Below are 26,194 nucleotides of genomic sequence, written 5' to 3' on the forward strand. Positions count from 1 at the left end.
GCTCAGCGGGCTGACGCGAGGGTGGAGGGACGGTCCGGTGACCAGCCGCCGCCAATGGCCTTGTAGGCCTGCACGGCGCGGCGCGCGGCCTGCACCTGGGCGGCGGTGAGCTGGGCGCGCACGAGGCGCCAGGACTGTTCGGTGGACAGGGTGGTGTCGAGGTCGATGAGACCGCGGTCGTAGCCGATGCGGGCCGCCTCGTAGGCGCGCCGGGCGCGGGCCTCGCCCTCGATCAGGATGGCCACCCGGCGGCGGTCGGCGTCGAGGCGGACGATCGCGCCCTCGGCCTCGCCGAACGCGGTCTGCACCACCTTCTCGTAGTTCAGCACGGCCTGCTCGGTGCGGGCGTTCTGGGCCTTCAGGTCGGCCATCAGCCTGGGGATCGACAGGATCGGCTGGGTGATCGCCCCGCCGAGCGTCCAGCTCTGGGTCTCGGACGAGAAGCCGGGCTGCGAGGTCTTCGACCAGCCGACGCCCGGCGTGAAGGTGAGCGTCGGGAAGAACTCCAGGGCCTGGAGGTCCTGGCGGCCGGCGGCGCCGCGCAGCCGGGCCTCGGCCTCGCGCACGTCGGGGCGCCGCTCGAGCAGTTCGCTGGGCAGGGTGGCCGGGACCGGCGGCGGGGCGGCGACCGAGGCCGGGGTGGCGATGTTGGTGGTCGGCTCCACGACCCGGTTGGTCAGGATCAGGATGGTCCGGCGCTGGGCCTGCAGTTCGGCCTCGAAGGCGGCGACCTGGGCGCGGGCCTGGGCGAGGTCGCCGGCCGCGCGGTCGGCGTCGGAGGTGGCCGCGACGCCGATCTGGCCGCGCCGGCTGGCGACCCGGTAGAGCTCCTCGCGGATCCGGACGGTCTCCCTGCGCGTCGGCGAGCTGGATGGCGAGGCCGCGGGCCTGGAAATAGGCGTCGGCGACCTGGGCGGCGATCGCCGCGCGGGCGCCCTCATAGGCGTAGCGGGTGGCGGCCACGTCGGCGTTCAGGGCGCGGGCGGCGGCGAACACCCGGCCGAACAGGTCGATCTCCCAGCTCACGTTGAAGTTGGCGCGGTAGGATTCCGACGTGCCCGAGGTGGAGAAGCCCGGGATGCTCGCGGCCGTGCCGCCGAGCTGTTCGGTTTCCGTGCGGCTGGCCTGGCCGGTGGCGTCGCCCTGCGGCAGGAAGACGGTGAGCCCGCTGGAGCGGACGGCGCGGACTTCCTGCAGTCGGGCGGCGGCCGTACGCACGTCGGTGTTGGCGGCCAGCGCCTGGTCGACGAGCGTGGTCAGTTCGGGGTCGTCGAAGGCCGTCCACCAGCGGTCGAGGTCGATGGCGCCGGCCGGCGTCGCGGCGGGTCCCTCATAGGCGCCCGGCAGGCCGAGCTCCGGCTCGCGCGGGCTCGCGCATGCCGTTACGGCAAGCGCCAGGGCGACGGCGACGGGAAGGTGGGAACGCATCAGGTCAGGCCGCTTTGGGAGGTCGCGATGAGGCTGCTTCGGGCGGATCGGTACACAGTAGGACGACGGCGCGATGTCGGCGCCGACAGACTGCCTATCCCGTTGCTCCGCTCCCGGCCGGAATCTCTTGTTCTGGACCCCTGGCAGCCGGGTCGTGCCCCAAACTCCGTATGTTGTAAAGTGTTTTAAGTGTAATGTTCGACCGATGACCGCCGAGCCCGTTTCCCCGACCGATCCGCGCCGCAGCCTGGAACTGCTCTGGGGGGCGGCAGGAACGCGGCCGCCGGGGCCCGAAGCCGAAGCTCAGCCTCGACGAGGTGATCGCCGCCGCCATCGCCCTGGCCGACGAGGAGGGGATCGAGGCGCTGTCCATGCGCCGGGTCGCCGAGAAGGTCGGGCTGTCGCCCATGGCGCTCTACACCTACGCGCCGTCCAAGGCGGAGTTCGTGGACCTGATGTACGACCGGGCGCTGGCCGGGACGGCGGAGCCGCCGGCGTCCCCTCGCCGGCTGGCGCGCCAAGGCGGAGTTCCTGGCCCGCGAGCTCTGGGCGCTGGGGGCGAGGCACCCCTGGATGCTACGCCTGAGCAGCACCCGGCCGCCGCTGGGGCCCAACTTCCTGCAGCGGATGGAGACTTGGCTGAAGGTGTTCGACGGGGTCGGCCTGGACGAACTGGAGATGGAGCTCGTCGAAGGCCTGCTCACCGACTACGTCCGCGGGGCGATCCGCTCGGCCGTGGAGGCCCGCGAGGTGGAGCAGCGCACCGGCATCACCGACGAGCAGTGGATGGCGCTGGCCCAGCCGACCCTGGCCGAGATCCTCGAGCCGGACGCCTTCCCGGTCCTGCGCCGGGTGGGCGAGGCGATGAAGGCCGCCTACGGCCCGGTCTGGGAGCGGGAGCGCGGCTTCGAGTTCGGCCTGCAACGCGTGCTGGACGGGATCGAGGTGTTCATCGCGAGGAAGCGCGAGGAGGCGTAGGGGTCTCAATATTCTTGTTTTGTTCTACCAGCCGCGACGCTAGTCTTCCCTCCTCTCCCCCGCGAAGCGGAGAGGGAGAGGGTAGGGAGAGGGCCTTGCTGACTCCGGCCGAGACCATCGCGAGGGCCAGGGAGCTCCGGCGAGACCACACGCGCGCCGAAGCCCGGCTTTGGAATGCGCTGCGGGCGCAGAGGCTCGGCGGGTGGAAGTGGAAGCGGCAGGTCCCGTTCGGGCCGTACTTCCTCGACTTCCTCTGTCGCGAGGCTGGTCTGGCGGTCGAGCTTGACGGCGGACAGCATTCGGAGACGGAGGCTTATGACGCGCAGCGCACGGCTTTCCTGCGGCGGCGCGGGCTGCGCGTGATCCGGTTCTGGAATTCCTACGTCCTCGAGGATCGTGATTCCGTCTGCACCGAGATCCTCCGGGCCTGTGGCGGAGAGCGGGGCGAAGACGAGGCGCCGAAAGCCCTCTCCCTACCCTCTCCCTCTCCGCTTCGCGGGGGGAGAGGAGGTGAAGCAGAAAGCTCCAGCTAGTCGTCGCGCGCGCAAGCCAATAGGGTCCGCGCACCTTCCGTGCATTCGAGTGACCTGATGAAAAAGCTCTTCCTCGGCGCGTGCGCGCTCAGCGTGCTGGCCGCCGTTTCCGCCCATGCCGCCGATCCGGTGGACGCCCAGCGCATGGTCGCCGACATCAAGACGCTGTCGTCCGACGAGTTCGAGGGCCGCGGGCCCGCGACCGAGGGCGAGAAGAAGACCGTCGCCTTCATCGCCGAGGAATTCCGCAAGGCCGGCCTGCAGCCCGGCGGCGACCTGAAGGACGGCAAGCGCGCCTGGACCCAGGACGTGCCGCTCGCCCGCTTCGCCACCAAGGGGCCGGTGGCCGTGAGCGTGACGGCCGGCGGGGCGACCCAGGCCTGGACCCAGGGCGAGCAGATCGCCATCCGCGCCGCCCAGACCGGCGTCGACCGCGTGACCGTCAAGGACGCGCCGGTGGTCTTCGTGGGCTATGGCGTGACCGCGCCCGAGCGCAACTGGGACGACTTCAAGGGCGTCGACCTGAAGGGCAAGGTCGCCCTCGTCCTGGTCAATGACCCTGACTTCGAAACGGGTGAAGGCGACTTCGGCGGCAAGGCCATGACCTACTACGGCCGCTGGACCTACAAGTACGAGGAGGCCGCCAGGCAGGGCGCCATCGGCTTCCTGGTGATCCACGAGACCGCGCCGGCCTCCTACGGCTGGGCCACGGTGAAGAACTCCAACACCAACGAGATCTTCGACGTGATCCGCCAGGACCCGACCAAGGCGCACGCCCCGCTGGAGGGCTGGGTGCAGCGGGAGAACGCCGTCGACCTGTTCCGCAAGGCCGGCCTCGACTTCGAGGCCCTGAAGAAGCAGGCCCAGACCCGCGACTTCAGGCCGGTGACGCTGAACGGCGTGACCTTCTCCACCGACTACGCGGTCGACGCCCAGAAGGTGGTGTCGAAGAACGTGGTCGCGGTCCTGCCCGGCAAGAGCCGGCCGGACGAGCGGGTGATCTACTCCGCCCACTGGGACCACCTGGGCGTCGGCCTGCCGGACGCCAGGGGCGACCGGATCTACAACGGCGCCGTCGACAATGCGTCGGGCACCGCCGCCCTGATCGAGCTCGGCCGCGCCTTCGCCAAGGGCCCGAGGCCCGCGCGCAGCATCGTCTTCCTGTCGGTGACCGCCGAGGAGAAGGGGCTGCTGGGCACGGAATACTACGCCGACAACCCGCTCTATCCGTTGGCCACCACGGTGGCGGACCTGAACATGGACGGCATGAACCTGCTGGGTCCGACCAAGGACGTGACCATGTCGGGCGATGCGCCGCTGACGCTGCAGGACGACCTGATCAAGCTGGCCGGCGAACGCGGCCTGACCTTCACCCCGGACCCGAACCCGCAGGCGGGCAGCTTCTACCGCTCGGACCACTTCCCCTTCGCCAAGCGCGGCGTGCCGGCGATCTCGTTCGGCGCGGGCGAGGACCTGGCGAACGGCGGCCGGGCGGCTGGCAAGGCGGCCGCCGACGCCTACATCAAGGACAAGTACCACCAGCCGGCCGACGAGTACGACCCGAACTGGAACCTGACCGGCCTCACCCAGGAGGTCGGCCTGTTCTACGAGATGGGCCGCCGCCTGGCGAACTCGACCGCCTGGCCGGAGTGGAAGGAAGGCGCCGAGTTCAAGGCCGAGCGGGACAAGACCAGGGCGCAGCGCAAATAGGGGGACGTGGGGCGATGGCGGGCGGCGTGATCCGGACGGGCATCGGGGGCTGGACCTTCGAGCCCTGGCGCGGGGTCTTCTATCCGAAGGGCCTGAAGCACGCGGCCGAACTGGAGTACGCGGCCGCCCACCTCGCCACCATCGAGATCAACGGGACCTACTACTCCAGCTTCAAGCCGGAGAGCTGGGCCAAGTGGAAGGCGGCGACGCCGGACGGTTTCAAGTTCGCGGTGAAGGCCTCGCGGTTCTGCACGAACCGCAAGGTGCTCTCCGACGGCAAGAGCTCCATGGAGATCTTCCTGAACCAGGGGCTGACCGAGCTGGGCGACCGGCTCGGTCCGATCCTGTGGCAGTTCGCGCCGACCAAGAAGTTCGACCGGGACGAATTTGCCGGGTTCCTGGCGCTGCTGCCGGAACGCCTGGAGGGCCTGCCGCTGAAGCATGTCGTCGAAGTGCGGAATGCGACCTTCGCCGACGAGAAGTTCGTCCGGCTGTGCCGCGACCACAATGTGGCGATCTGCAACTCCGAGAACGAGAACTACCCCCTACATCCCCGACGTCACGGCCGACTTCGTCTACATGCGGCTGCTCTCGGCCGACGACGAGATCGAGACCGGCTACACGCCGGCCGAGCTCGACCTGTGGGCCGGACGGTTCAGGGAATATGCCTCGGGCGCCGTGCCGGCGGACTTCCGCCCCCCTCGACCGGACGGGCCTGCCCGAGACGCCCCGGGACGTCTACGCCTACGTGATCCACGAAGGAAAGGTGCGCGCCCCGCGCGCGGCGATGGAGCTCCAGGCCCGGTGCGGCGGCCTGCCTGCCCACACTTCATAGAATAACGCAACAACTAATCTTGACATATAACGTTGTCATGCTTATTATTGCCCGGCAGCTATTGCCCATTGCTAGGCAATTCTGATTCAGGTCGGCATTTCGTGCCGCGACAACTTGATTCAGCTGGGCGCTAACTGCCCACCATTCCCCCTTTGCCGGGAAGTTTTGGCCGATCGGCGTTCTTCTGGCCCGGCCCTTGCGATGCGTGAAGCGGGCAAAACGTCCCCGGCCGTCAAAACGACGGCTGGTTCATAACCCTAAAAGAAAGGGCCCGCTCTTCATGCCTATGAACAGCGTCAACACCAACGTGGGGGGCGATGGCCGCCCTCCAGAACCTGAACGCGACCAACGCCGACCTGGCGACTACCCAGGCCCGGATCAACACCGGCAAGAGGGTTGGCAGCGTGAAGGACAATGGCGCCATCTGGGCCATTGCCCAAAACCAGCGCGCCACCTCCAACTCGCTGAACGCCGTCAAGGAGTCGCTGCAACGCGGTCAATCGACCGTCGACGTGGCCGTCTCCGCCGGCGAAAGCATCTCCGACCTCCTGATCCTGATGAAGGAAAAGGCGCTGGCGGCGTCCGACAGCTCGCTGGACTCCAACAGCCGCACGGCGCTGAACGACGACTTCATCTCGCTCCGCGACCAGATCACCAAGGCCGTGGACAACGCCATCTTCAACGGCGCCAACATGATCATGTCGGGCGGCACCACCGTCGAGGCCCTGGCCAATGCGGACGCCAGCTCGGTGATCACGGTCATGGCCCAGGACCTGTCGCTCGGCGGCACGGTCATGGGGTCTCTCTCCTCCACCTCCTCGATCAGCACCGCGTCTGCGGCCGCCTCGATGATCGCCACGCTCAACACCGCGATCATCAACGTCTCCAGCTCGCTCTCCAAGCTGGGCACGGGCTCGAAGTCGCTGGGCTCGCACCTGGACTTCGTGATGAAGCTCCAGGACACCCTGGACGCCGGGGTCGGCAACCTTGTCGACGCGGACCTCGCGAAGGAAAGCGCCAAGCTACAGTCGCTGCAGACCAAGCAGCAGCTGGGCATCCAGGCGCTCTCGATCGCCAACCAGGCGTCGTCCACCCTCCTGAGCCTCTTCAGGTAAGGACGACCTCGTCCCACCGGCGTCCGCGAGGCCCCGCAAGGGTCGCGCGGCGTCCGGCGGGGCGGCGATCTTCAGGCAAGCCTACTGCCGCCGGGCGCCGCCATGCGCCCGGCGGTCGCTTCTTGACCTCCCCCGCGTCAGGGCGGCGTCCTTCTGGCCAACCAGACGACGTAAAGGGAGGCGAAGATGGCCGAATTCCAGATGGACGACCTGATGTTCCGGCCCGGCCTGATGAAGGGCCAGCGGGTGCTGATCACCGGCGGCGGCACGGGACTGGGCAAGGTGATGGCCGAGGCCTGCCTGATGCTGGGCGCCGAGGTCTATATCTGGGGCCGCCGCGGCAACGTCATCGAGGACGCGGCGAAGGAGCTGATGGACGCCCACGGCGGCAAGGTCGTCGGCCGGGCCTGCGACATCCGCGTGCCGGAAGCCATCCACGAGGCCATGGACGAGATCTGGGCCGACGGCGGGGCGCTCACCGGCCTGGTCAACAACGCCGCCGGCAACTTCATCAGCCGCACCGAGGACCTGTCGGCGCGCGGCTTCGACGCCATCTCCAACATCGTCTTCCGCGGCTCGTTCTTCGTGACCCTGGACGCCGGCAAGCGCTGGCTGGCCGAGGGTAAGCGCGCCTCGGTCGTGTCGATCCTGACGACCTGGGTCTGGAACGGCGGTCCGTTCACGGTGCCGTCGGCCATGTCCAAGGCCGGGCTCAACGTCATGACCCAGTCGCTGGCCGTGGAGTGGGGCAACCGCGGGATCCGCTTCAACGCCATCGCGCCCGGCCCCTTCCCCACCGAGGGGATGAGCGCGCGCCTGAACCCCGGCGGCCAGAACCGCATGCCGGAGGCGGCCGATCCGCTGGTGCCGCTGAACCGCAACGGCGAGATGCGGGAGCTCGCCAACCTGGCGGTCTATCTGCTCGATCCCGGCTCGGCCTACGTCAACGGCCAGACCATCGCCATCGACGGCGGGGCCCACCTGCAGGGCGGCGGCGGCTTCGCCAGGCTGGCCGGCTGGGGCGACAAGGAGTGGGAGGAGGCGCGCAACGCCATCCGCGCCACCAACGAGAAGGACCGCGCCCAAAGGACGGTCTGACCGCACGCCGAACGCGGAGGTTGGCGTCCCCGGACTTCCGGTCCTAATATGACTCGCGTCATTTTTGAGTCCGCGTCAGAGGTCCATGTCCCAGGTCGCCTATCTCCCGGTCGGCAAGCGTGAGCAGACCAAGGTCCAGAACCGCCAGGCGATCCTGGATGCGGCGCGCGAGGTGTTCGGCGAGCTCGGCTACGAGACGGCGACGGTGCGCGACATCATCCGGCGCACAGGCCTCGCGGCCGGCACCTTCTACAACTACTACCGCTCGAAGGAGGAGGTGTTCGCCGCCCTGGCGGACGACGGCGCCCGGCGCTTCTCCCCCGTGCTCAAGAAGCTCAGGGCCGAGAAGCCGGGCCTGGAAGGCTTCATCCGCGCCGCGCTCGAGGCCTATTTCCGGTTCATGGCCGACGAGCACATCAGCTGGGCCGCCCGCCGGCCGCCCGGTGAGGCCCTGCCGCATGTCCATGGCGAGACGCCGGAGATGGCGGCGGTGTTCGCCGAGGTGCGCGACGCCATGCAGAGCGCGATCGCCCGCCATGACGGCCCCGCGGCGGACCTCGACTACATGGCCGCCGCCTGCATCGCCATCGCCCGCGAGGTCGGCGACAAGATGCTGAGCCGCCGGCCGGTCGACGTGGAGGGCGCGGTGGAGTTCGCCACCGCCATGATCCTCGGCGGCCTGCGCGGCCTGCCGAAGGCCTAGGGCCGATGGCGGGACGCGCCCAGCGGCTCGTCGTCCGCGCTCTCCTCTCGCTCCCCCGCCCCTGCTCAGGCTGATGGCCGGCGGCGGGGTGGTCTACGAGGGCGGCCGCACCCTCGACCCCAGGCTCCAGTTCCTCGCCGCCCAGGCCCGCGGCCAGCCGCCGATGACCGCCATGGGCCCGGACGCGGCGAGACGGGCCAGCGCCGAGGCGGGCGCCCTGCTGGCCGGCGACCGCGAACCGGGCGTGCGGACGGAGGCGCTGTCCTTCGAGGGGCCCAGCGGGCCGGTCGCGGCGCGGGCCTACCGCCCGGCCGGCCAAGATCCGGCCATGCCGCTGATGGTCTTCGCCCATTTCGGCGGCGGCGTGATCGGCGACCTGGAGACCTGCGACGCCTTCTGTTCCATCCTGGCCAGTGCGGCGCGGGCGCCCGTGCTCTCCATCGCCTACCGGCTGGCGCCCGAGCACCGCTTCCCGGCCGGCCTCGAGGACGTGCTCGCCGGCTACCGGTTCGGCCGCGACAACGCCGAGCGATTCGGCGCGCCCGCCGGCCGGGCGGCGATCGGCGGGGGATTCCATGGGCGGCAACTTCGCCGCCATCGTCTGCCAGGCGCTGAAGCGGGCCGGCGAGCCGCAGCCGGCGCTGCAGCTCCTCATCTATCCCTGCGTCGACGTGGCCTCCGAGACCGCGTCCATGACCACCTATGCCGACGCCTTCCCGCTGTCGCGGGCGATGATGGACTGGTTCATGGGCCACTATCTGGGCCCGGCGGACGACCCCGCCGACCCGCGCCTGTCGCCGATCCGCGAGACCGACCTGAAGGGCCTGGCCCCCGCCGTGGTGGTCACCGCCGGCTTCGATCCGCTGGTTGACCAGGGGGAAGCCTACGCCCGGAAGCTGAAGGACGCCGGCGTTCCCGTCGCCTATCGTTGCTACGACAGCCTGGCGCACGGCTTCACGGCCTTCACCGGCGCGGTCGGATGCGCCGACGTGGCCTGCCGCGAGATCGCGGGCCTCGTCAGGGAAGGCCTGGAGGGACGGATAGCCTGATGCGTGCGCTCGTCGTGGAACGCCTCGCGCCGGAGTACGCCGGCTGCGGGGTGAAGGAGATCCCGACCCCGGAGCCGGGACCCGGCGAGGTCCGCATCCGGGTCCGCGCCTCGGCGGTGAACTTCCCCGACCTGATGCAGACGCGGGGCGAGCACCAGCACAAGCCGCCCGTCCCCTTCACGCCCGGCATGGAGCTGGCCGGCGAGATCGACGCCGTGGGCGAGGGCGTCACCGCCTGGAAGGAAGGCGACGCGGTCGCCGGCGGCGGCCGGGGCGGCATGGCGGAGTATGCGGTGCTGCCGGCGGCGGGGCTGCACCGCGTGCCGCCGGGCATGAGCTTCAGCCAGGCGGCCGGCTATCCGGTGGCCTACCTCACGGCCTATGTGGCGCTGGAGCGCTGCGCGCGGATGCAGGCCGGCGAATGGCTGCTGGTGCACGGCGCGGCCGGCGGCGTGGGCCTCGCCGCCGTCGACCTCGGCCAGATCATGGGCGCGAAGGTGATCGCCGCCTCGGCCTCCGACGCGAAGCTGGCGGTGATCGCCCAGGAGTATGCGCCCGAGGCGACGGTGAATGTCACGGGCGGCTTCCGCGAACGGGTGAAGGAGATCACCGGCGGCAAGGGCGCGGACGTGATCTACGACCCCGTGGGCGGCGACGTCTTCGACGAGTCGATCCGCTGCATCGCGTTCGGCGGCCGCATCCTCTCCATCGGCTTCACCTCGGGCCGCCTGCCGGTGCTGCCGGTGAACATCGCCCTCATCAAGGGCTTCTCGGTGATGGGGGTCCGGGCCGGCGAATACGGCCGCCAGTTCCCCGAGAAGGGCCGCGAGAACCACGAAGCGATCTGGCGGCTGGCCGAGGAGGGCAAGGTCCGCCCGCGGGTGGACAAGGAATACGCGCTGGACGACTGGCGGGCGGCGTTTGACTCGCTCGCTGACCGGAAGGTCATCGGCAAGACGATCGTCAGGCCGGATCTGTAGCTTCGCCCTCTCCCTACCCTCTCCCTCTCCGCTTCGCGGGGGGAGAGGAGTGGCGCTTTGAGGCCAAGCCATAACCTCCTCTCCCCCGACCCCGGCGCAAGCCGGGGGAAGAGAGGGAGAGGGTAGGGAGAGGGCTTTCGGCGCGAGGCAACTCGCGCGACTATCCGTTCCGAAGGAGCCCGCCCCATGACCATCGGCAGCGAGGAAGAGCTGGAGAAGCTGAAGGCGGCGGGGAAGCTCGTCGCCCGCACGCTGGCGGCCATGGGCAAGGCGCTGGAGCCCGGGATCACCACCCGCGAGCTGGACGCCCTGGGGCGGAAGATGCTGGAGGATGCGGGCGCCCGCCCGGCGCCGGAGCTCTCCTACAACTTCCCGGGCGCGACCTGCATCTCGGTGGCCCCCCGACTGCGCCCACGGGATCCCCAGCGACCGCCGGGTGGAAGCCGGCGACCTGATCAATATCGACGTCTCGGCCGAGCTGGACGGCTTCTTCGCCGACACCGGGGCCTCCTTCGCCGTCCCGCCGGTGACGCCGAAGGTGGAGCGCCTGTGCCGCGATGGCCGCCGGGCGCTGTGGGCCGGCATCCGCCAGGTGCGGGCGGGCGCGGAGCTCGGCGCCATCGGCAAATCCATCGAGGCCTTCGCGACGAAGAACGGCTACACGCTGGTGAAGAACCTCGCGAGCCACGGGGTCGGCGCGTCCCTCCACGAGGACCCAACGGAGATCGCCACCTGGCACGACCGGTCCGAGCGCCGGAAGATCCACGATGGCCTGGTGTTCACGATCGAGCCCTTCCTGTCGCTGGGCGCCGACTGGGTCGAGGAGGCCGACGACGGCTGGACCCTCTTCCCGCCGGCCGGCCAGCCCACCGTGCAGTACGAGCACACCCTGGTCGCCACGCCGCGCGGCGCCGTGGTGCTCACCCTCGCCGATTGAGGCCGCCGGACTGTTGACTCTGCCCGGCGGTTCCACTATCCACCGCCGCTCGATTTTCGACCCCCGGAGCTTTTCTCGTGAAGCGCACTTTCCAGCCCTCCCGCCTCGTGCGCGCGCGTCGTCACGGCTTCCGTCTGCGCATGTCGACCAAGAACGGCCAGAAGATCCTGGCCCGTCGCCGCGCCAAGGGCCGCAAGCGCCTGAGCGCCTAAGCGCGCGCGAGCGACAGGGTGTCCGCGTGCCGGACGCCGTCTTCCCGATCGACCGACTGAAGAAGCGCAGCGAGTTCCTCGCCTGCGCCCAGGCCCCCTCCACCGCGAAGGGGGCCGTTGTCGTTCAGGCGCGCCCCCGCGGCGACGCCGAGCCCCTGGTCCGGGCCGGCTTCACGGCCACCAAGCGGATCGGCGGCGCCGTGGAGCGCAACCGCGCCAAGCGCCGGATGCGCGAGGCGGCCCGACTGCTACTTCCCCAATTCGGCAGGCCCGGTATGGACTATGTGTTCATCGCCCGCGGCGGTGTGACCACCCGCCCCTGGGACCGTTTGCTTGACGATGTGAAAACCGCGCTGATAAGGCTCGCCGCCGACCGCGAGAGCCCCGAGGCGCCGGGCCCGCGCCCCTCCTCCACGGATCGCACCCCTTAGATGCAACGCGACGACCAGACCCGCAACACGATCATCTTCGTCGTCGCGGCCATCATCCTCTTCATCGGCTATCAGTTCCTGGTGCTGGCCCCCGCCCAGAAGCGGGCCGAGGCCGAGCGCGCCCGGCAGGCCGCCGCGGCCCCGGCGGCCGCCGCCCCCGGAACGCCCGGCGCCCCGGCCGTGGCCGCCCAGCCGCAGGCCGTGAGCCGCGAGCAGGCGGTGGCCGCCGCGCCCCGCGTCGCCATCGCCACCCCGGCGCTGAAGGGCTCGCTCTCGCTGCGCGGCGCGCGCATCGACGACCTGTTCCTGACCGAGTACCGCCAGACGGTCGACAGGAACTCCCCGCCCGTCGAACTGCTGCGCCCCGAAGGGACCAAGCACGCCTGGTTCGCCGACATCGGCTGGACCGGCGCCAATGTGCCGGGCCTGCCGACCCCCGACACCGTCTGGACCGTGGCCCAGGGCGGCACGCTGTCGCCCGGCCAGCCGGTCGTGCTGACCACCACCAACGGCCAGGGCCTCACCTTCACCCGCAAGGTGGAGGTGGACGACCACTTCCTGTTCACGGTCACCGACACCGTGGCCAACGCCGGCGCGGCGCCGGTGACCCTCGTCCCCTACGCCTCGGTCCAGCGCCAGGGCGTGCCGGCCGAGCTCGGCACCAACCAGATCGTCCACGAGGGCGCGGTGGGCTGGCTCGACGGCAAGCTCCGCCAGGTGAAGTACAAGAAGTGGCAGAAGGAAGGGGGCGGACCCGCCTACGCCTCCACGGGCGGCTGGGTCGGCGTCACCGACAAGTACTGGCTGACCGCGCTGGTGCCCGGCCAGGGCGAGCGCTTCTCCGGCCAGTTCCGCAAGACCGACGTGGGCGCGACCCAGATCTTCGACGCCACCTACACGGGCGAGGCGAAGACCGTGGCGCCCGGCCAGCAGGTCAGCGAGGTCACCCACTTCATCGCCGGCGCCAAGCGCGTGCCGCTGCTGCGCCAGTACCAGCAGCAGCTCGGCGTCGAGCGCCTGGACTGGGCGGTGGACTGGGGCAACTTCTGGTTCCTGACCCGGCCGATCTTCTCGTTCCTGGCCTGGATCTCGGGCCACGTCCTGAACTTCGGCGTCGCCATCCTGCTGCTGACCGTGGTCGTGCGCGCGATCTTCTTCCCGCTGGCCAACAAGCAGTACGAGTCGCTGACCAAGATGAAGAAGGTGCAGCCCCAGATGGAGGCGCTGCGCGCGAAATACAAAGACGACCCGGCGAAGCAGCAGCAGGAGCTGCTCGCCCTCTATCAGCGCGAGAAGGTGAACCCGCTGGCCGGCTGCCTGCCGCTGCTGCTGCAGATTCCGGTGTTCTACGCCCTCTACAAGGTGCTGACCGTCACCATCGAAATGCGCCATGCGCCGTTCGTCGGCTGGCTGAAGGACCTCTCGGCGCCCGACCCGACCAACATCTGGAACCTGTTCGGCCTGATCCCCCTGGGATCCGCTCACCGTGCCGCTGATCGGCCAGTTCATCGGCTCCACCGCCGGCCATCACGGCCTCCTGGCGCTGGGCATCCTGCCGCTGCTCTACGGGGTGACCATGTGGCTGACCACGGCCATGAGCCCGCCCGCGCCCGACCCGGTGCAGCAGCGGATCTTCCAGCTCATGCCGATCATCTTCACCTTCATCATGGCGCCGTTCGCCGCCGGCCTGCTGCTCTACTGGACCTGGTCGAACGTGCTGACGATCCTGCAGCAGTACGTGATCATGCGCCGCTTCAAGGTCGACAACCCGATCGACAAGCTGATCCGGAAACTGACCGGCAAGCCGGACCCCGTCACATGACCGAGGCCGCCTTCGACGCCGAGGCTTTGGAGGCGGCGCGCGTCCTGTTCGCCGGCGAGGCGAACTTCCTGATGGGCGCCGTCGCCATGGACGGCCTGCCCGACACCGACCTGCCGGAAGTGGCCTTCGCCGGCCGCTCCAACGTCGGCAAGAGCTCGCTGATCAATGCGGTGACCGGCCGCCTGCGGCTCGCCCGGTTCTCCAACGAGCCGGGGCGGACGCGCGAGGTGAACTTCTTCGTCATCGGCGACAACCAGCTCCGGCTGGTCGACCTGCCCGGCTACGGCTTCGCGCGGGCGTCGAAGGGCGTGGTGAAGAAGTTCCAGAACCTCGGCCGCGACTACCTGCGCGGCCGGCCGAACCTGAAGCGGGCCTTCCTGCTGATCGACAGCCGCCACGGCCTCAAGGAGGTCGACGAGGAGGCCATGGCCGCCTTCGACCTGGCGGCGGTCAGCTACCAGATCATCCTGACCAAGGCCGACAAGCTGAAGCCCGCCGAGGTCGCCGAGGTGACCGCGCGGACCCAGGCCAAGATCGCCAAGCGCCCGGCCGCCTTCCCGCGCGTGCTGGCCACCTCCTCCGAGAAGGGGACCGGCATCCCCGAGCTCCGCGCCGAGATCGTCCAGGCCTGCGCGGTCTGAGGGGCCGCCGGCCCTCTCCCTACCCTCTCCCTCTCGGGCTGCGCCCGGGGGAGAGGAGGCTATGGCTCAACGTCTCAGCTCCACTCCTCTCCCCCGCGAAGCGGAGAGGGAGAGGGTAGGGTGAGGGCAAAGGCCTTTCCCGACCCAGCGTCAGCCCGCTAAGTCGCGGCGAGGAGGACCCAGATGCTCACGACCGAAGGCCGCCCCGTCTACGACGAGGACATGAACCTGTTCCGCGACCAGGTCCGGAAGTTCTTCGACAAGGCGCTCAACCCCCACCTCGACCGCTGGGAAGAGGAAGGCGTCGTCGACCGGGAGTTCTGGCGGGCTTGCGGCGAGGCCGGCCTGCTCTGCCCGACCGTGTCGCCGGAGTACGGCGGCCTTGGCCTCGACTTCCGCTACAACGCCGTGATCGACGAGGAACTGGCCTATGCCGGATCGTCCGCCGGCATCACCCTGCAGTCCGACATCGTCGCCGACTACATCGAGAACTACGGCTCCGAGGAGCAGAAGCAGAAGTGGCTGCCGAAGATGGTCTCGGGCGAGGCGATCACCGCCATCGCCATGACCGAGCCCGGCACCGGCTCCGACCTGCAGGGCGTGCGCACCACGGCCAAGAAGGACGGCAACCACTATGTGGTGAACGGCTCGAAGACCTACATCACCAACGGCCAGAACGCCGACCTGGTGATCGTTGTCGCCAAGACCGACCCTGCCGCCGGCTCGAAGGGGATCTCGCTGATCTTGGTGGAGGCCGACCGCGAGGGCTTCAAGCGCGGCCGCAACCTCGACAAGGTCGGCCAGAACTCCGCCGACACCTCCGAGCTGTTCTTCGAGGACGTGCGGGTGCCGATCACCAACTGCCTGGGCGAGGAGGGCCGCGGCTTCGCCTACCTGATGAGCCAGCTTCCCCAGGAGCGGCTGGGCATCGCCGTCTCCGGCCAGGCGGGGGCGCAGCGGGCCTTCGACGAGGCGGTGAAGTTCACCAAGGAGCGCAAGGCGTTCGGCCAGACGGTGTTCGACTTCCAGAACACCCGGTTCACGCTAGGCGCCCTGAAGGCCAAGCTGCAGGCCGGCTGGGCCCACCTCGACTGGTGCATCGCCCGCCACCTGGAAGGCAAGCTGACGGCGGCCGAGGCATCCGCCGCCAAGCTCTTCCACACCGAGCTGCAGTGGGAGGCCTGCGACACCGCCCTGCAGCTCCACGGCGGCGCGGGCTACATGAACGAGTACCCGATCGCGCGCCTATGGCGCGACGCCCGCGTCCAGCGGATCTATGGCGGGACCAGCGAGATCATGAAGGAGGTGGTGGCGCGGTCCATTTGAACGCCGCCTCCTTCTCACCTCCCCCAGCGCGGAGCGATGGCGGGAGGGGGACCGTTCGCCGAGCGCAGCGAAGAGCGAAGGGTGGAGGGGGCGAGCGGCCGGCAGTGCGTGGGGCTTGCCCCTCCACCACCGGCTCTACGGCCTCCGGCCTCGGCCGGCGGTCCCCCTCCCGCCGCTGCGCGGGGAGGTGAAGGCTACTTCCGCACCACCTCGCCGCCCTTCATCACGAAGACCGGCTTTTCCAGGACCGTCACGTCGGCGAGCGGGTCGCCAGCCACGCCGACCAGGTCGCCGAAGGCGCCGGGCTTCACCTGGCCCACGTCCTTCGCCTGGCCGAGCGCCTCGGCGGCGGTGACGGTGGCGGCCTGGATGGCCTGCAGCGGGGTGGCGCCATAGCGCACCATCACCGCGAACTGCCTGGCGTTCTGGCCGTGCGGATAGATGCCGGCGTCGGTGCCGAAGACGTGCTTCACCCCGGCCTTCAGGCTCTTGCGGAAGCCCTCGCGCTGGACGTCGGCGACCTCGCGGTCCTTGGCGAGGTTGGCCTCGAGCACGCCGTTCTTCTTGCCCTCCGCCTGGGTGTAGTCGGTGTTGTAGATATCCATGCTGAAGTAGGCGCCGCGCTCGCGGGCGAGCCGGATGCCCTCGTCGTCCACCAGGCTGACGTGCTCGATGGTGTCGACGCCGGCGCGGATGGCGTCCTTGATCCCGGCGGCGCCGTGGGCGTGGGCGGCGACCTTCAGGCCCGCCATGTGGGCCTCGTCCACGACGGCCTTCATCTCCTCGAGGGACATCTGCTGGGCGCCGACCGAGGGGCCGCGGGAGAACACCCCGCCGGTGGCGCAGATCTTGATCGCCTGGGCGCCGTACTTCTTGGCGAGCCGCACCTTGCGGCGGGCCTCGTCGGGGCTGTCGACGGTGAACGGGCTCACCTCGTTCATCGACGGCGGGAAGAAGGTCGAATCGCAGTGGCCGCCGGTGGCGCCGAGCGCGTTGGTGGCGGTGACGATCCGCGGGCCCGGGATGTAGCCGCCGTCGATCGCCTCGCGCAGGCCGACGTCGGCCTGGAAGTCCGCGCCCACGTTGCGGACCGTCGTGAAGCCGGCCGCCAGGGTATCCTTGGCGTGCTTCGTCGCCACCACGGGCCAGAAGGCGTCGGAGTATTCCAGGTAGTTGTAGCCGCCGATCTCGGCCACGCTCGTCAGGTGGACGTGCATGTCGATCAGGCCGGGCAGCAGGGTGACGCCGGGCAGGTCCACCCGGGTCGCGCCGGCCGGGACCGCGTCGCCGGCCTTGCCCACCGAGACGATGCGGCCGTCGGCGATGACCACCAGGGGCTTTTCCACATAGCGGCCGGTCGAGACGTCCAGCAGCCGCTCGGCGCTCACCGCCACCGTCGCCGCCTGCGCCGCGCCCGCCATCGCCCACGCGGCCAGCGCCGCCGAAACCCAAGCCTTCATGGAAACGTCCCCCGTACTGATGGCGGCAAGGCTAGCACGCCCGCGCGTGGGTGACAGAGGGGGCGCCGTCCGCTATCGGAACCGCGCCAATCGAGGAGTGGGCCGAGCGTGAGCGACGACACCGAGAGCCAGGGCTGGGCGACGGCCAAGACGCTGGCCGAAGCCCTGCCCTACATCCAGATCTACGACCGCGAGACGGTGGTGATCAAATACGGCGGCCATGCCATGGGCGAGGAGCAGGTCGCCAAGCTGTTCGCCGCCGACGCCGTGCTCCTGAAGATGCTGGGCGTCCACCCGGTGGTGGTGCACGGCGGCGGGCCGCAGATCTCGGCCTGGCTCGCCAAGGCGGGCGTGAAGTCGACCTTCGTGGACGGCCTGCGCGTCACCGACGAGGCGACCATGGAGGTGGCCGAGATGGTCCTCTCCGGCGCGATCAACAAGGAGATCGCGAGCTGGATCAACCAGGCCGGCGCCGAGGCCGACGTCCGCGGCGTGGGCCTGTCGGGCAAGGACGCCCGGATGCTGGTGGTGGAGAAGGTGACCCGCACCCAGAGGGACCCCGACAGCGAGGTCGAGCGGATGGTCGACCTGGGCTTCGTGGGCGACCCCAAGAAGGTCGATCCGAAGATCATCGAGGCCCTGATCTACGCCGACGAGGATTACATCCCGGTCGTGGCGCCGATCGGCGTCTCCGAGAGCGGCGAGACCTACAACATCAACGCCGACACCGTGGCCGGGGCGCTCGCCGGGGCGCTCTCCGCCAAGCGCATGCTGCTGCTCACCGACGTGGCGGGCGTGCTGGGCAAGGACGGCGAGCTGATCCGCCAGATGACGGTGGCCGAGGCCCGCGCCGCGATCGCCGAGGGCGTCGCCACCGGCGGTATGATCCCCAAGCTGGAGACCGCCATCAACGCCGTGGAGTCCGGCGTCGAGGCGGTGGTCATCATGGACGGCCGGCGGCCGCACGCCATGCTGGTCGAGCTCTTCACCGAGCACGGGCGCCGGCACCCTGATCTGCGCGTGATGACCCCGACCGACCTCACCCACATCGACACCTGGCTGTTCGACCTCGACAACACGCTCTACCCGGCGGAATCCGGCTTCATGAGCGGGATCGAGCAGCGGATGACGGCCTACGTCATGCGGGTGACCGGCCTGCCGCGCGAGGACGCCTACCGCCTGCAGAAGCAGTACCTGGCCGACCATGGCCTGACCCTGATCGGCATGATGCGCCACCACGGGGTCGACCCGCTGGAGTTCCACGCCCTCTTCCACGACCTGTCGCTGGAGGCGCTGGCGCAGGACCCGGAGATGCTGGCGGCCATCGCCCGCCTGCCCGGCCGGCGACTGATCTTCACCAACGCCGACGACGTCCACGCCGAGCGGGTGCTGGCGCACCTGGGCCTCTCTGGCCTGTTCGAGGACGTCTTCCACATCGGCTCGGCCGGCTACACGCCGAAGCCCGAGCGCGCCGCCTTCGAGGCGATGAACGCCGCCCACGGCATCGCGCCGGCCAGCGCGGCCTTCTTCGAGGACAGCGAGCGCAACCTGGCGCCCGCCGCCGACCTCGGCATGACCACCGTGCTGGTGGGGCCGCACGCCGCCGCCAGCACCGCCCCCTTCGTCCACCACCGCACCCACAAGCTCGCGCCGTTCCTGGCCGGGGCCCAGGTGAAGGAAGCCGCCTGACATGTCCGAAGACCTGAAGCGCATCATCGAGGCCGCCTGGGAGGCCCGCGACGGCATCAACACCTCGACGACCGGCGAGGTCCGCGAGGCGGTGCGCGAGACCATCGAGCTGCTGGATAGCGGCCAGATCCGCTGCGCCGAGCGCCAGGCCGACGGGACCTGGGTGACGCACCAGTGGGCCAAGCAGGCGATCCTGCTGATGTTCCGGCTGACCCCGAACGGCCTGCTCGAGGCCGACGCCCCGGGTCCCTTCTGGGACAAGGTGCCGCTGAAGTTCTCCGGCTGGGACGCCGCCCGTTTCGAGCAGGCGGGCTTCCGCGCCGTGCCGGGCGCCATCGTCCGCAAGGGCGCCTTCATCGGCAAGGGCGTGGTGATGACACCGTCCTTCGTGAACATCGGCGCCTACGTCGACGAGGGCACCATGGTCGACACCTGGGCGACCGTCGGCTCCTGCGCCCAGATCGGCAAGAACGTGCACCTGTCGGGCGGCGCGGGCATCGGCGGGGTGCTGGAGCCGCTGCAGGCCAATCCGACGATCATCGAGGACAACTGCTTCATCGGCGCCCGCTCCGAGGTGGCCGAGGGCGTGATCGTCCGCGAGGGCAGCGTGCTCTCCATGGGCGTCTACCTGACGTCCACCACGCCGATCGTGAACCGGCGCACGGGCGAGGTGACCACCGGCGAGGTGCCGCCCTATTCGGTGATCATGTCCGGCTCGCGCCCGAACCCGCACGACCCCAACCTGCCGTCGACCTACTGCGCGGTGATCATGAAGACGGTGGACGAGCGCACCCGGTCGAAGACCAGCATCAACGAGCTGCTGCGGGATTGAATTCCTCCCCCATCGGGGGAGGGGGACCGCGAAGCGGTGGAGGGGGTCCGCCCGGCCGGTGGGGGTGACCCCCTCCGTCTCGGGGCTGGCGCGCCGATCCACCTCCCCCGATGGGGAGGAACTGTTGCCCCTCATTCCTCCGGATACGGCCGCCCGTCGCGGTGCTGGTAGCCCCGCGGGCCCGTGACCATGTCGATGTCGGGGTAGTCGCAGTCGTCGGTGTCGGGCTTGCGGGAGCCGATCTCGAGGTAGACGGCGTCGCGGTCGGTGCGGTTCTGCAGGTGGTGTCCGTTCTGGACGCCCGCCTTCCAGGCCGCAAAGTCGCCGGGCCTCAGGATGTGCTCGCCGTCGTCCTCGACGAGCACGACCTCGCCCTCCAGGATCCAGACGCACTCGTCCTCGGCCGTGTGCCAGTGGCGCTGGCTCGACCACTTGCCGGGCGTCAGGCGCACGAGATTCACTCCGAAGTCCGTCAGGCCGCCCGCGTCGCCCAGCTTGCGCCAGGTGGGGCCCAAGCAGATCTCCTTGAAGGGATGCGGGTAGCTGCACCCGGTGCGGATCTCGAGGCCGTCGAGTTCGATCTTCGGCATGGGCTTCCTCTCGCGTGCGCGTCTATTCCTAGGTAGAGCCAGAACATGCCCGCCGCCATCGACGCCGTCGAACTCACCCGAGACCTGATCCGCCGCCCGTCGGTGACGCCCGCCGACGCCGGCGCCATGGACGTGGTCCAGCAGGCCCTGGAGGGTCTGGGCTTCGCCTGCCGCCGGATGAGGTTCGGCGAGATCGAGAACCTCTACGCCCGCTTTGGGACCGCCCGGCCGAACCTCTGCTTCGCCGGCCACACCGACGTGGTGCCGGTGGGCGACGCGGCGGCCTGGTCGAAGGACGCCTTCGCCGCCGAGGTGGTGGAGGGCGTGCTGATCGGCCGGGGCGCCGTCGACATGAAGTCGGCCATCGCCGCCTTCGCCGCCGCCGCCGCCAAGGCCATCGCGGCCGGCGAGGTGACCGGCTCCCTCTCCTTCCTGATCACCGGCGACGAGGAGGGCGTGGCCCTCGATGGGACGAAGAAGGTGGTCGAGGCGCTGCAGGCCGAGGGCGAGGTCATCGACCACTGCGTGGTGGGCGAGCCGACCAGCGCCGAGACCTTCGGCGACATGGTCAAGGTCGGCCGCCGGGGCTCGATCAACGCCGAGATCACGGTGGAGGGCGTCCAGGGCCACGTGGCCTATCCCCACCGGGCGGCCAACCCCGTGCCGGTTCTCGTGAAGCTGCTGGCCGCGCTGCAGGCCCGCCGGCTGGACGACGGCTATCCGGAGTTCCAGCCGTCGAACCTGGAAGTCACCATGATCGACGTGCCGAACACGGCGACCAACGTCATCCCGGGCGTGGCGAAGGCCCGCCTCAACATCCGCTTCAACCCCAGCCACACCGGCCAGGCGCTAGCCGACTGGATCGAGGCCGAGGCGCGGACGGCGGCCGAGGGCTTCAAGGGCCAGGTGACGGTCACGCCGCAGATCAGCGGCGAGGCCTTCCTGACCGAACCCGGACCGTTCACCGAGGTGGTCTCGCAGGCCGTCGAGGACGCCGCCGGCCGGGCGCCGGAGCTCTCCACGAGCGGCGGCACGTCCGACGCCCGCTTCATCCGCGCGCTCTGTCCGGTGGTCGAGGTCGGCCTGGTGGGCCGCACCATGCACCAGGTGGACGAACGCGCCCCGGTGGACGAGATCCGCCAGCTCCAGGCGGTCTACGAGGCGCTGATCCGGCGGTATTTCGAGCGGTTCTAGGCCCTCTCCCTACCCTCTCCCTCTCCGCTTCGCGGGGGGAGAGGAGTGGAGCTGCGAGGCCTGGGCCATCACCTCCTCTCCCCCGGGCGCAGCCCGAGAGGGAGAGGGTAGGGAGAGGGCCGGCGGCGTCAGTACCCCACGTGGGTCAGGTAGAGCCCGTCGGATGGGGCGACGGGGCCGCAGGCCTTGCGGTCCCGGGCCTCCAGGGCCGCCTTCACGTCGTCCTTCGTCCAGCGGCCGAGGCCGACCTGGGCGAGGGTGCCGGTCATCGAGCGGACCTGGCGGTGCAGGAAGCTGCGGGAGGCGAACTCCAGCTTCACCTCCTCGCCGTCGCGCCAGACGCGGGCCACGTCCAGCGTCTTCATCGGGCTCTTCGCCTGGCAGCCCAGGTCGCGGAAGGTGGTGAAGTCGTGGTGGCCGACCAGCACCTGGGCGGCGGCGTGCATGGTCTCGGCGTCCAGCGGCTTCTTCACGTGCCAGACGCGGCCCTTGTCGAGCGCCGGCGGGCCCATGCGGTTGAGGATGCGGTAGAGGTAGCGCCGCTCCTTGGCCGAGAAGCGGGCGTGCCAGTCGCCCTGCGCCACCGCGACGTCGAGCACGGCGACCCGCTCGTCCACCAACCATGCGTTGAGCGCGTTGCGCACCGTCTCGACCGGCCAATCCTTCGCCAGGTCGATGTGGACGACCTGGCCGGTGGCGTGGACGCCGGTGTCGGTGCGGCCGGCGGCCTGCAGGCGCAGGGTCTCGCCGGAGAACTTCAGGACGGCGGCCTCGATGGCGCCCTGCACGGACGGCAGCCGTTCCTGGGCCTGGAAGCCGTGGTAGGGCCGGCCGTCGTACTCGATGGTCAGGCGGTAGCGGGGCATCAGGCGAGCTTCGTGCCGGCCGGCACGGCCGTGCCGTTCAGGAAGACCTCGGCGTCCTGCGGGCCCCGGCCCTCGCGCTGGACGCGGAGCAGGCGCACGGCGCCCTCGCCCGTAGCCACCAGCAGGCGGTCGTCCAGCGTGACGCCCGGCGCGCCGTCCACGTCCTCGACGGCCGACAGCAGGGCCTTCACCCGAACCGGCCCCTTCTCGGTCGGCAGCTCGAACCAGGCGCCGGGGAAGGGCGAGAGCCCGCGGATCTTGCGGTCGAGCTCCGCACCGGGCCTGCCCCAGTCGATGCGCGCCTCTTTCGCCCGGATCTTCTTCGCGTAGGTGACGCCCTCCTCCGCCTGCGGGACCTCGACGGCGCGGCCGGCCTCGATCTCGGGGAGGGTGCGGGCGATCAGGTCGGCGCCGGCGGCGGCGAGGCGGTCGTGCAGGGTGGCGGCGGTGTCGGAGGGGCCGATGCGGACGGTCGCCGTCGAGAGCACCGGGCCCTCGTCCAGGCCCTCGGTCATCCGCATGACCTGGACGCCGGTGACGGCGTCGCCGGCCATGATCGCCCGCTGGATCGGCGCCGCGCCCCGCCAGCGGGGCAGCAGGGAGGCGTGGACGTTGAACGAGCCCAGGCGCGGCGCGTCCAGCACCGCCTTGGGCAGTATCTGGCCGAAGGCGACGACGACGGCCGCGTCCAGGTCGAGCGCCGCGAAGGCCGCGATCTCGGCCGGGTCGCGCATGGAGGCCGGCGTGCGGACCAGGATGCCGCGCTCCTCGGCGAAGGCGTGCACCGGCGAGGGCTTCAGCGCCTGGCCGCGGCCGCGCGGGGCCGGCGGCTGGGAATAGACGCAGGCGATCTCATGGCCCGCCTCGACCAGGGCGGCGAGCGCGGCGACGGAGAAATCGGGGGTGCCGAGGAAGGCGAGACGCATCATCGGGGGTTTACCTGCGCCGCCCGGGTAAGGGAACTTAGCGCCAAGCGGGACCGTTGAGCCGCGGACCTGAAGGGAGCCTCAAATGAGAACCATCGCCCTCGTCGCCGCCGTCGGCGCGGCCCTTTCGCTCGCCGCCTGCAGCCAGCAGGCGCAGGACAAGACCCAGGCCGAGGTGAACGAGACCGCCTCGGAGGTGAAGACCGGCGCCATAGAGGCCGGCAACACCATGGAAGCCGGGCTCGACAAGGCCGGGGCGGAGCTGAAGGACATCACCGACGATCCGGAAGTGAAGAGGGCCGCCAGCGAGGCGAAGGACGCGCTGAAGGAACTCGGCGCCTCGATCAAGGACGCCAGCGACGAGCCGACGCCGCCGCCGGCCGAAGCGAAGTAGGCCTCAGGCCGCGCGGACCAGCTTCTTGACCTTCTTCACCGCCTGCTCGCGCTTGAGGCGCGAGAGGTGGTCGATGAAGAGGACGCCTTCCAGGTGGTCCATCTCGTGCTGGATGCAGACGGCGAAGAGGCCCTCGGCGTCCTCCTCCACCTGCTCGCCCTGGTAGTTGAGGTAGCGCAGCTTCACGCGGGCCGGACGGTCCACCTCGTCGTAGATTTCCGGCACCGAGAGGCAGCCTTCCTCGTAGGGGGCGGTTTCCTCCGAGGCCCAGAGGATCTCCGGGTTCACGAAGTAGCGGGGCTGGGGCTCTTCCTCGGGACGCGCCAGGTCCATGACGATGACGCGCTTGGGCACGCCGATCTGGACCGCGGCCAAGCCGATGCCGGGCGCCGCGTACATGGTCTCCAGCATGTCGTCCATGAGCGCGCGCAGCTCGTCGTCAACCTTGTCGACGGGCGTGGACACCTGCTTCAGGACCGGGTGCGGGACGACGAGGATTTCACGAAGGGCCATGGGCGCGAGGTAGGGGCTGCAATTCCGAGCGTCAAGGTCGGGGATTATAGCGTCAGGACTCTTCGCCCGCCACGAGCCGGACACTGGGCGTTTCGGCCGCGGAGAGCTTGGCCAGCGGGCGCACCGCCGCCTCCAGCGGCTCCAGGGACTCCACCGGCTTGCCCTGGTGCTCGACCTTCAGGTCCTCGAAGCGCTTGGCCTGGGTCAGCACCTGGGTCTCCAGCGAGCCGACGAACTGGTTGTAGCGGCTGACCGCCGCCTCCAGCGCCTTGCCCACGGAGCCCGCGTGGGCGCCCATGACGGCGATGCGCTTGTAGAGCTCCTTGCCGAGCTCGGCGATCTTCTGGGCGTTGGCCGCCTGCTCCTCGACCCGCCAGCCGTAGACCACCGCCTTGCAGAGCGCGAAGAGCGTGGTCGGAGTGACGATCACCACCCGGCGGTCCATGGCCTCGTTCATCAGGTCGGGCGCCCGGTCGAGGGCGGCGGCGAGCGCGCTATCCAGCGGCACGAACATGGCCACGAAGTCCGGCGAGGCGTCGAACTGGTCCCAGTAGGCCTTGGCCGACAGGCCCTGGATGTGCGCCCGCACGCTCTGGACGTGGCGCAGGCCGCAGCCGTCGCGCGCCAGGTCGTCCACCGCGTCCTGCAGTTCCAGGAAGGCGTTCAGCGAGCATTTGGCGTCGATGACGAAGAGGCCGCCGCCCGGCAGGCGCACGGTGACGTCGGGACGGCGGCGGCCCTCCTCGGTGTCGGTGGAGGTCTGTTCCTGGAAGTCGTAGCGGTTGGCGAGGCCGGCGGCCTCCAGAACGTTGCGCAGCGTCTGCTCGCCCCAGCGGCCCTGCACGCCGGCCCCGCGGCGGAGGGCGGCGGACAGCTTGCGGGCCTCGTCCTGGGTGGCGGTCGACGCCGCCAGCATCTGGGCGATCTGGGCCTTCAGGCCGCCGGTCTCCTCGGCGCGCTGCTTCTCCACCTGGGCGACCTGCTCCTGGAACTTCTGCAGGGTCTCGGCCACCGGCTTGAGCTGGGCCTCGATGCGCGCCTGGGCGAGCTGCTCGCGGTTGCGGAAGGTCTCCTCGGTCTGCCTGACCAGGGCCTCGGCGACGGCGGTGGCCGACTGGGCGGCCTGGGCCTTCACGAACTCCGCATGGGCGGCGGACTGCTCCTCGAGCAACCGCACCCGTCCCTCGGACAGCGCAGCGCGGGTCCGCTCCCGCAGCGCCCAGGCGACGGCGGCGCCGGTGGCCAGCGCCAGGGCTATGACGGCGATCAGCAGCATGTTCATGCTGCGTTCTTTAGCGCTTTTGCTGAGTCGCGGCCACTGCGGCCAATCAGGCAGGCCGCCGCGCCCGCATGGCCTGGGCGATGGTGCCGTCGTCGAGCCAGTCGAGTTCGCCGCCCACGGGGACGCCGCGGGCCAGCATGGTCACCGAGACGCCGAGCGCCTTCCAGGCGGTCGGCGAGGTAGTGGGCGGTGGTCTGGCCGTCGACGGTGGCGGGCAGCGCCAGGATCACCTCGCGGACGCCCTCGTCGGCCGCCCGGCTGACCAGCGGGCCGACGCGCAGGGCCTCGGGCCCCACGCCGTCGAGCGCCGAGAGCAGGCCGCCCAGCACATGGTAGCGGCCGCGAAACGCGCTCGCCCGCTCCATGGCCCAGAGCGCCCCCACCTCCTCGACCACGCAGATCAGGGAGGCGTCGCGCTGGGCGTCGGCGCAGATGGCGCAGGGATCCTGGGTGTCGAGGGAGCCGCACACCTGGCAGGTCTTCACGCGCTGGGACGCCTCGGCCAAGGCGTCGGCCAGCGGATTGAGCAGCTGCTCCCGCCGCTTCAGGAGGGCCAGCGCCGCGCGCCTAGCCGACCGGGGCCCGAGCCCCGGCAGCTTGGCGAGCAGGCCGATCAGCCGCTCGATCTCGGGTCCGGCGGATGCGGCCAA

The 26,194-nt window shown here is 70.4% G+C and carries 23 protein-coding genes and 8 pseudogenes; 22 read left to right on the forward strand and 9 right to left on the reverse strand.

Features of this window, described 5'->3' with window-relative positions:
* Positions 1 to 2: 2 nt before the first annotated feature.
* Entirely contained in the window at positions 3 to 941 is a 939-nt protein-coding gene (locus LRS04_RS04285) for a TolC family protein (protein ID WP_257818948.1), read from the reverse strand.
* Positions 925 to 1,428 (reverse strand): annotated as a pseudogene (locus tag LRS04_RS04290) (TolC family protein); the annotation flags it as partial. The pseudogene LRS04_RS04290 and the gene LRS04_RS04285, both read right to left, overlap by 17 nt.
* Positions 1,429 to 1,745: 317 nt before the next feature.
* Between LRS04_RS04290 and LRS04_RS27590 the strand changes: the two are divergent.
* The 17 genes and pseudogenes from LRS04_RS27590 to LRS04_RS04365 form a co-directional block, all read left to right on the forward strand.
* A pseudogene (locus LRS04_RS27590) lies at positions 1,746 to 1,865 on the forward strand (helix-turn-helix domain-containing protein); the annotation flags it as partial.
* 82 nt (positions 1,866 to 1,947) lie between these two features.
* Positions 1,948 to 2,406 (forward strand): annotated as a pseudogene (locus LRS04_RS04295) (TetR/AcrR family transcriptional regulator C-terminal domain-containing protein); the annotation flags it as partial.
* Between the two features lie 95 nt (positions 2,407 to 2,501).
* On the forward strand, positions 2,502 to 2,939 hold the full coding sequence (locus tag LRS04_RS04300; RefSeq protein ID WP_257815314.1) for an endonuclease domain-containing protein: 438 nt from the start codon (positions 2,502 to 2,504) through the stop codon (positions 2,937 to 2,939).
* A 57-nt stretch (positions 2,940 to 2,996) separates the two neighbouring features.
* Complete coding sequence (locus tag LRS04_RS04305; protein WP_257815315.1) at positions 2,997 to 4,649, forward strand: M28 family metallopeptidase; 1,653 nt, start codon at positions 2,997 to 2,999, stop codon at positions 4,647 to 4,649.
* Positions 4,650 to 4,675: 26 nt separating this feature from the next.
* Positions 4,676 to 5,401, forward strand: a complete 726-nt coding sequence (locus LRS04_RS27595) for a DUF72 domain-containing protein (RefSeq protein ID WP_374573440.1) — start codon at positions 4,676 to 4,678, stop codon at positions 5,399 to 5,401.
* A gap of 363 nt (positions 5,402 to 5,764) precedes the next feature.
* A pseudogene (locus LRS04_RS04315) lies at positions 5,765 to 6,599 on the forward strand (flagellin).
* Between the two features lie 186 nt (positions 6,600 to 6,785).
* Complete coding sequence (locus tag LRS04_RS04320) at positions 6,786 to 7,697, forward strand: SDR family oxidoreductase (RefSeq protein WP_257815316.1); 912 nt, start codon at positions 6,786 to 6,788, stop codon at positions 7,695 to 7,697.
* Positions 7,698 to 7,782: 85 nt separating this feature from the next.
* Positions 7,783 to 8,400 carry a TetR/AcrR family transcriptional regulator gene (locus tag LRS04_RS04325; RefSeq protein WP_257815317.1) on the forward strand — a complete coding sequence of 206 codons (618 nt, stop codon included), beginning with the start codon at positions 7,783 to 7,785 and terminating at the stop codon, positions 8,398 to 8,400.
* Positions 8,401 to 8,737: 337 nt separating this feature from the next.
* Positions 8,738 to 8,911, forward strand: a pseudogene (locus LRS04_RS26555) (alpha/beta hydrolase fold domain-containing protein); the annotation flags it as partial.
* Between the two features lie 64 nt (positions 8,912 to 8,975).
* A complete protein-coding gene (locus LRS04_RS26560; protein ID WP_308238071.1) occupies positions 8,976 to 9,449 on the forward strand; it encodes an alpha/beta hydrolase fold domain-containing protein in 474 nt (157 codons plus the stop codon).
* Positions 9,449 to 10,429, forward strand: coding sequence for an NADPH:quinone oxidoreductase family protein (locus LRS04_RS04335; RefSeq protein WP_257815318.1), 981 nt, complete (start codon positions 9,449 to 9,451; stop codon positions 10,427 to 10,429). Before LRS04_RS26560 ends, LRS04_RS04335 begins: the two co-directional genes overlap by 1 nt.
* Positions 10,430 to 10,865: 436 nt before the next feature.
* Positions 10,866 to 11,366: a M24 family metallopeptidase gene (locus tag LRS04_RS04340; protein ID WP_257815319.1), complete on the forward strand. Its 501-nt coding sequence runs from the start codon at positions 10,866 to 10,868 to the stop codon at positions 11,364 to 11,366.
* Between the two features lie 77 nt (positions 11,367 to 11,443).
* Positions 11,444 to 11,578 carry a 50S ribosomal protein L34 gene (gene rpmH / locus LRS04_RS04345; protein WP_068877158.1) on the forward strand — a complete coding sequence of 45 codons (135 nt, stop codon included), beginning with the start codon at positions 11,444 to 11,446 and terminating at the stop codon, positions 11,576 to 11,578.
* A 26-nt stretch (positions 11,579 to 11,604) separates the two neighbouring features.
* A complete protein-coding gene (gene rnpA / locus LRS04_RS04350; protein WP_257815320.1) occupies positions 11,605 to 12,009 on the forward strand; it encodes a ribonuclease P protein component in 405 nt (134 codons plus the stop codon).
* Positions 12,010 to 13,831, forward strand: a pseudogene (gene yidC, locus LRS04_RS04355) (membrane protein insertase YidC).
* Positions 13,828 to 14,472, forward strand: coding sequence for a ribosome biogenesis GTP-binding protein YihA/YsxC (yihA, locus tag LRS04_RS04360; RefSeq protein ID WP_257815321.1), 645 nt, complete (start codon positions 13,828 to 13,830; stop codon positions 14,470 to 14,472). Before yidC ends, yihA begins: the two are co-directional and overlap by 4 nt.
* A gap of 183 nt (positions 14,473 to 14,655) precedes the next feature.
* A complete protein-coding gene (locus LRS04_RS04365; protein ID WP_257815322.1) occupies positions 14,656 to 15,798 on the forward strand; it encodes an acyl-CoA dehydrogenase family protein in 1,143 nt (380 codons plus the stop codon).
* A gap of 194 nt (positions 15,799 to 15,992) precedes the next feature.
* On the opposite strand, the gene LRS04_RS04370 is transcribed toward LRS04_RS04365, so the two are convergent.
* Complete coding sequence (locus LRS04_RS04370) at positions 15,993 to 17,258, reverse strand: amidohydrolase family protein (RefSeq protein ID WP_257815323.1); 1,266 nt, start codon at positions 17,256 to 17,258, stop codon at positions 15,993 to 15,995.
* A gap of 108 nt (positions 17,259 to 17,366) precedes the next feature.
* Here LRS04_RS04370 and argB point away from each other — a divergent pair.
* From argB to dapD, 3 genes and pseudogenes are all read left to right on the forward strand, one after another.
* Positions 17,367 to 18,282: pseudogene (gene argB, locus LRS04_RS04375) on the forward strand (acetylglutamate kinase).
* Positions 18,282 to 18,947 carry a pyrimidine 5'-nucleotidase gene (locus LRS04_RS04380; RefSeq protein WP_257818950.1) on the forward strand — a complete coding sequence of 222 codons (666 nt, stop codon included), beginning with the start codon at positions 18,282 to 18,284 and terminating at the stop codon, positions 18,945 to 18,947. Before argB ends, LRS04_RS04380 begins: the two are co-directional and overlap by 1 nt.
* Before the next feature lies 1 nt (position 18,948).
* Entirely contained in the window at positions 18,949 to 19,779 is an 831-nt protein-coding gene (gene dapD / locus LRS04_RS04385; protein WP_257815324.1) for a 2,3,4,5-tetrahydropyridine-2,6-dicarboxylate N-succinyltransferase, read from the forward strand.
* A gap of 131 nt (positions 19,780 to 19,910) precedes the next feature.
* Here the strand turns inward: dapD and LRS04_RS04390 are convergent, their stop codons facing one another.
* Positions 19,911 to 20,369 carry a cupin domain-containing protein gene (locus LRS04_RS04390; protein ID WP_257815325.1) on the reverse strand — a complete coding sequence of 153 codons (459 nt, stop codon included), beginning with the start codon at positions 20,367 to 20,369 and terminating at the stop codon, positions 19,911 to 19,913.
* A gap of 45 nt (positions 20,370 to 20,414) precedes the next feature.
* Between LRS04_RS04390 and dapE the strand changes: the two genes are divergently transcribed.
* Positions 20,415 to 21,563 carry a succinyl-diaminopimelate desuccinylase gene (gene dapE, locus LRS04_RS04395; RefSeq protein WP_257815326.1) on the forward strand — a complete coding sequence of 383 codons (1,149 nt, stop codon included), beginning with the start codon at positions 20,415 to 20,417 and terminating at the stop codon, positions 21,561 to 21,563.
* 128 nt (positions 21,564 to 21,691) lie between these two features.
* On the opposite strand, the gene truA is transcribed toward dapE, so the two are convergent.
* The gene (gene truA, locus LRS04_RS04400) at positions 21,692 to 22,429 is read right to left on the reverse strand and encodes a tRNA pseudouridine(38-40) synthase TruA (RefSeq protein WP_257815327.1); all 738 of its coding nucleotides are present in this window, start codon (positions 22,427 to 22,429) and stop codon (positions 21,692 to 21,694) included.
* Complete coding sequence (fmt, locus tag LRS04_RS04405; RefSeq protein ID WP_257815328.1) at positions 22,429 to 23,355, reverse strand: methionyl-tRNA formyltransferase; 927 nt, start codon at positions 23,353 to 23,355, stop codon at positions 22,429 to 22,431. The genes truA and fmt overlap by 1 nt, the downstream gene beginning before the upstream one ends.
* Positions 23,356 to 23,440: 85 nt before the next feature.
* Between fmt and LRS04_RS04410 the strand changes: the two genes are divergently transcribed.
* Positions 23,441 to 23,749, forward strand: coding sequence for a hypothetical protein (locus LRS04_RS04410; protein ID WP_257815329.1), 309 nt, complete (start codon positions 23,441 to 23,443; stop codon positions 23,747 to 23,749).
* Positions 23,750 to 23,752: 3 nt separating this feature from the next.
* Here LRS04_RS04410 and LRS04_RS04415 read toward each other — a convergent pair whose 3' ends face one another.
* The 3 genes and pseudogenes from LRS04_RS04415 to recR all read right to left on the reverse strand — a co-directional run bounded on the left by LRS04_RS04415 (position 23,753) and on the right by recR (position 26,194).
* The gene (locus LRS04_RS04415; RefSeq protein ID WP_257815330.1) at positions 23,753 to 24,262 is read right to left on the reverse strand and encodes a peptide deformylase; all 510 of its coding nucleotides are present in this window, start codon (positions 24,260 to 24,262) and stop codon (positions 23,753 to 23,755) included.
* Between the two features lie 52 nt (positions 24,263 to 24,314).
* On the reverse strand, positions 24,315 to 25,544 hold the full coding sequence (gene rmuC / locus LRS04_RS04420; RefSeq protein ID WP_374573545.1) for a DNA recombination protein RmuC: 1,230 nt from the start codon (positions 25,542 to 25,544) through the stop codon (positions 24,315 to 24,317).
* A 46-nt stretch (positions 25,545 to 25,590) separates the two neighbouring features.
* Positions 25,591 to 26,194 (reverse strand): annotated as a pseudogene (recR, locus tag LRS04_RS04425) (recombination mediator RecR).

This window comes from Phenylobacterium sp. J367, from assembly GCF_024699985.1.
In the GTDB taxonomy this organism is placed as follows: Bacteria; Pseudomonadota; Alphaproteobacteria; order Caulobacterales; family Caulobacteraceae; genus Phenylobacterium.

Excerpts from the sequence above, each read along its gene's own strand:
- LRS04_RS04320 (WP_257815316.1), top strand. The coding sequence starts at position 6,786 with ATGGCCGAATTCCAGATGGACGACCTGATGTTCCGGCCCGGCCTGATG.
- yihA (WP_257815321.1), top strand. The coding sequence starts at position 13,828 with ATGACCGAGGCCGCCTTCGACGCCGAGGCTTTGGAGGCGGCGCGCGTC.
- LRS04_RS04380 (WP_257818950.1), top strand. The coding sequence starts at position 18,282 with ATGACCCCGACCGACCTCACCCACATCGACACCTGGCTGTTCGACCTC.
- truA (WP_257815327.1), bottom strand. The coding sequence starts at position 22,429 with ATGCCCCGCTACCGCCTGACCATCGAGTACGACGGCCGGCCCTACCAC.
- rmuC (WP_374573545.1), bottom strand. The coding sequence starts at position 25,544 with ATGAACATGCTGCTGATCGCCGTCATAGCCCTGGCGCTGGCCACCGGC.
- LRS04_RS04370 (WP_257815323.1), bottom strand. The coding sequence starts at position 17,258 with ATGAAGGCTTGGGTTTCGGCGGCGCTGGCCGCGTGGGCGATGGCGGGC.
- fmt (WP_257815328.1), bottom strand. The coding sequence starts at position 23,355 with ATGCGTCTCGCCTTCCTCGGCACCCCCGATTTCTCCGTCGCCGCGCTC.
- LRS04_RS04305 (WP_257815315.1), top strand. The coding sequence starts at position 2,997 with ATGAAAAAGCTCTTCCTCGGCGCGTGCGCGCTCAGCGTGCTGGCCGCC.
- LRS04_RS04365 (WP_257815322.1), top strand. The coding sequence starts at position 14,656 with ATGCTCACGACCGAAGGCCGCCCCGTCTACGACGAGGACATGAACCTG.
- LRS04_RS26560 (WP_308238071.1), top strand. The coding sequence starts at position 8,976 with ATGGGCGGCAACTTCGCCGCCATCGTCTGCCAGGCGCTGAAGCGGGCC.
- dapE (WP_257815326.1), top strand. The coding sequence starts at position 20,415 with ATGCCCGCCGCCATCGACGCCGTCGAACTCACCCGAGACCTGATCCGC.
- LRS04_RS04415 (WP_257815330.1), bottom strand. The coding sequence starts at position 24,262 with ATGGCCCTTCGTGAAATCCTCGTCGTCCCGCACCCGGTCCTGAAGCAG.
- LRS04_RS04410 (WP_257815329.1), top strand. The coding sequence starts at position 23,441 with ATGAGAACCATCGCCCTCGTCGCCGCCGTCGGCGCGGCCCTTTCGCTC.
- LRS04_RS04285 (WP_257818948.1), bottom strand. The coding sequence starts at position 941 with ATGAGGGCGCCCGCGCGGCGATCGCCGCCCAGGTCGCCGACGCCTATT.
- LRS04_RS04335 (WP_257815318.1), top strand. The coding sequence starts at position 9,449 with ATGCGTGCGCTCGTCGTGGAACGCCTCGCGCCGGAGTACGCCGGCTGC.
- LRS04_RS04390 (WP_257815325.1), bottom strand. The coding sequence starts at position 20,369 with ATGCCGAAGATCGAACTCGACGGCCTCGAGATCCGCACCGGGTGCAGC.
- LRS04_RS04325 (WP_257815317.1), top strand. The coding sequence starts at position 7,783 with ATGTCCCAGGTCGCCTATCTCCCGGTCGGCAAGCGTGAGCAGACCAAG.
- dapD (WP_257815324.1), top strand. The coding sequence starts at position 18,949 with ATGTCCGAAGACCTGAAGCGCATCATCGAGGCCGCCTGGGAGGCCCGC.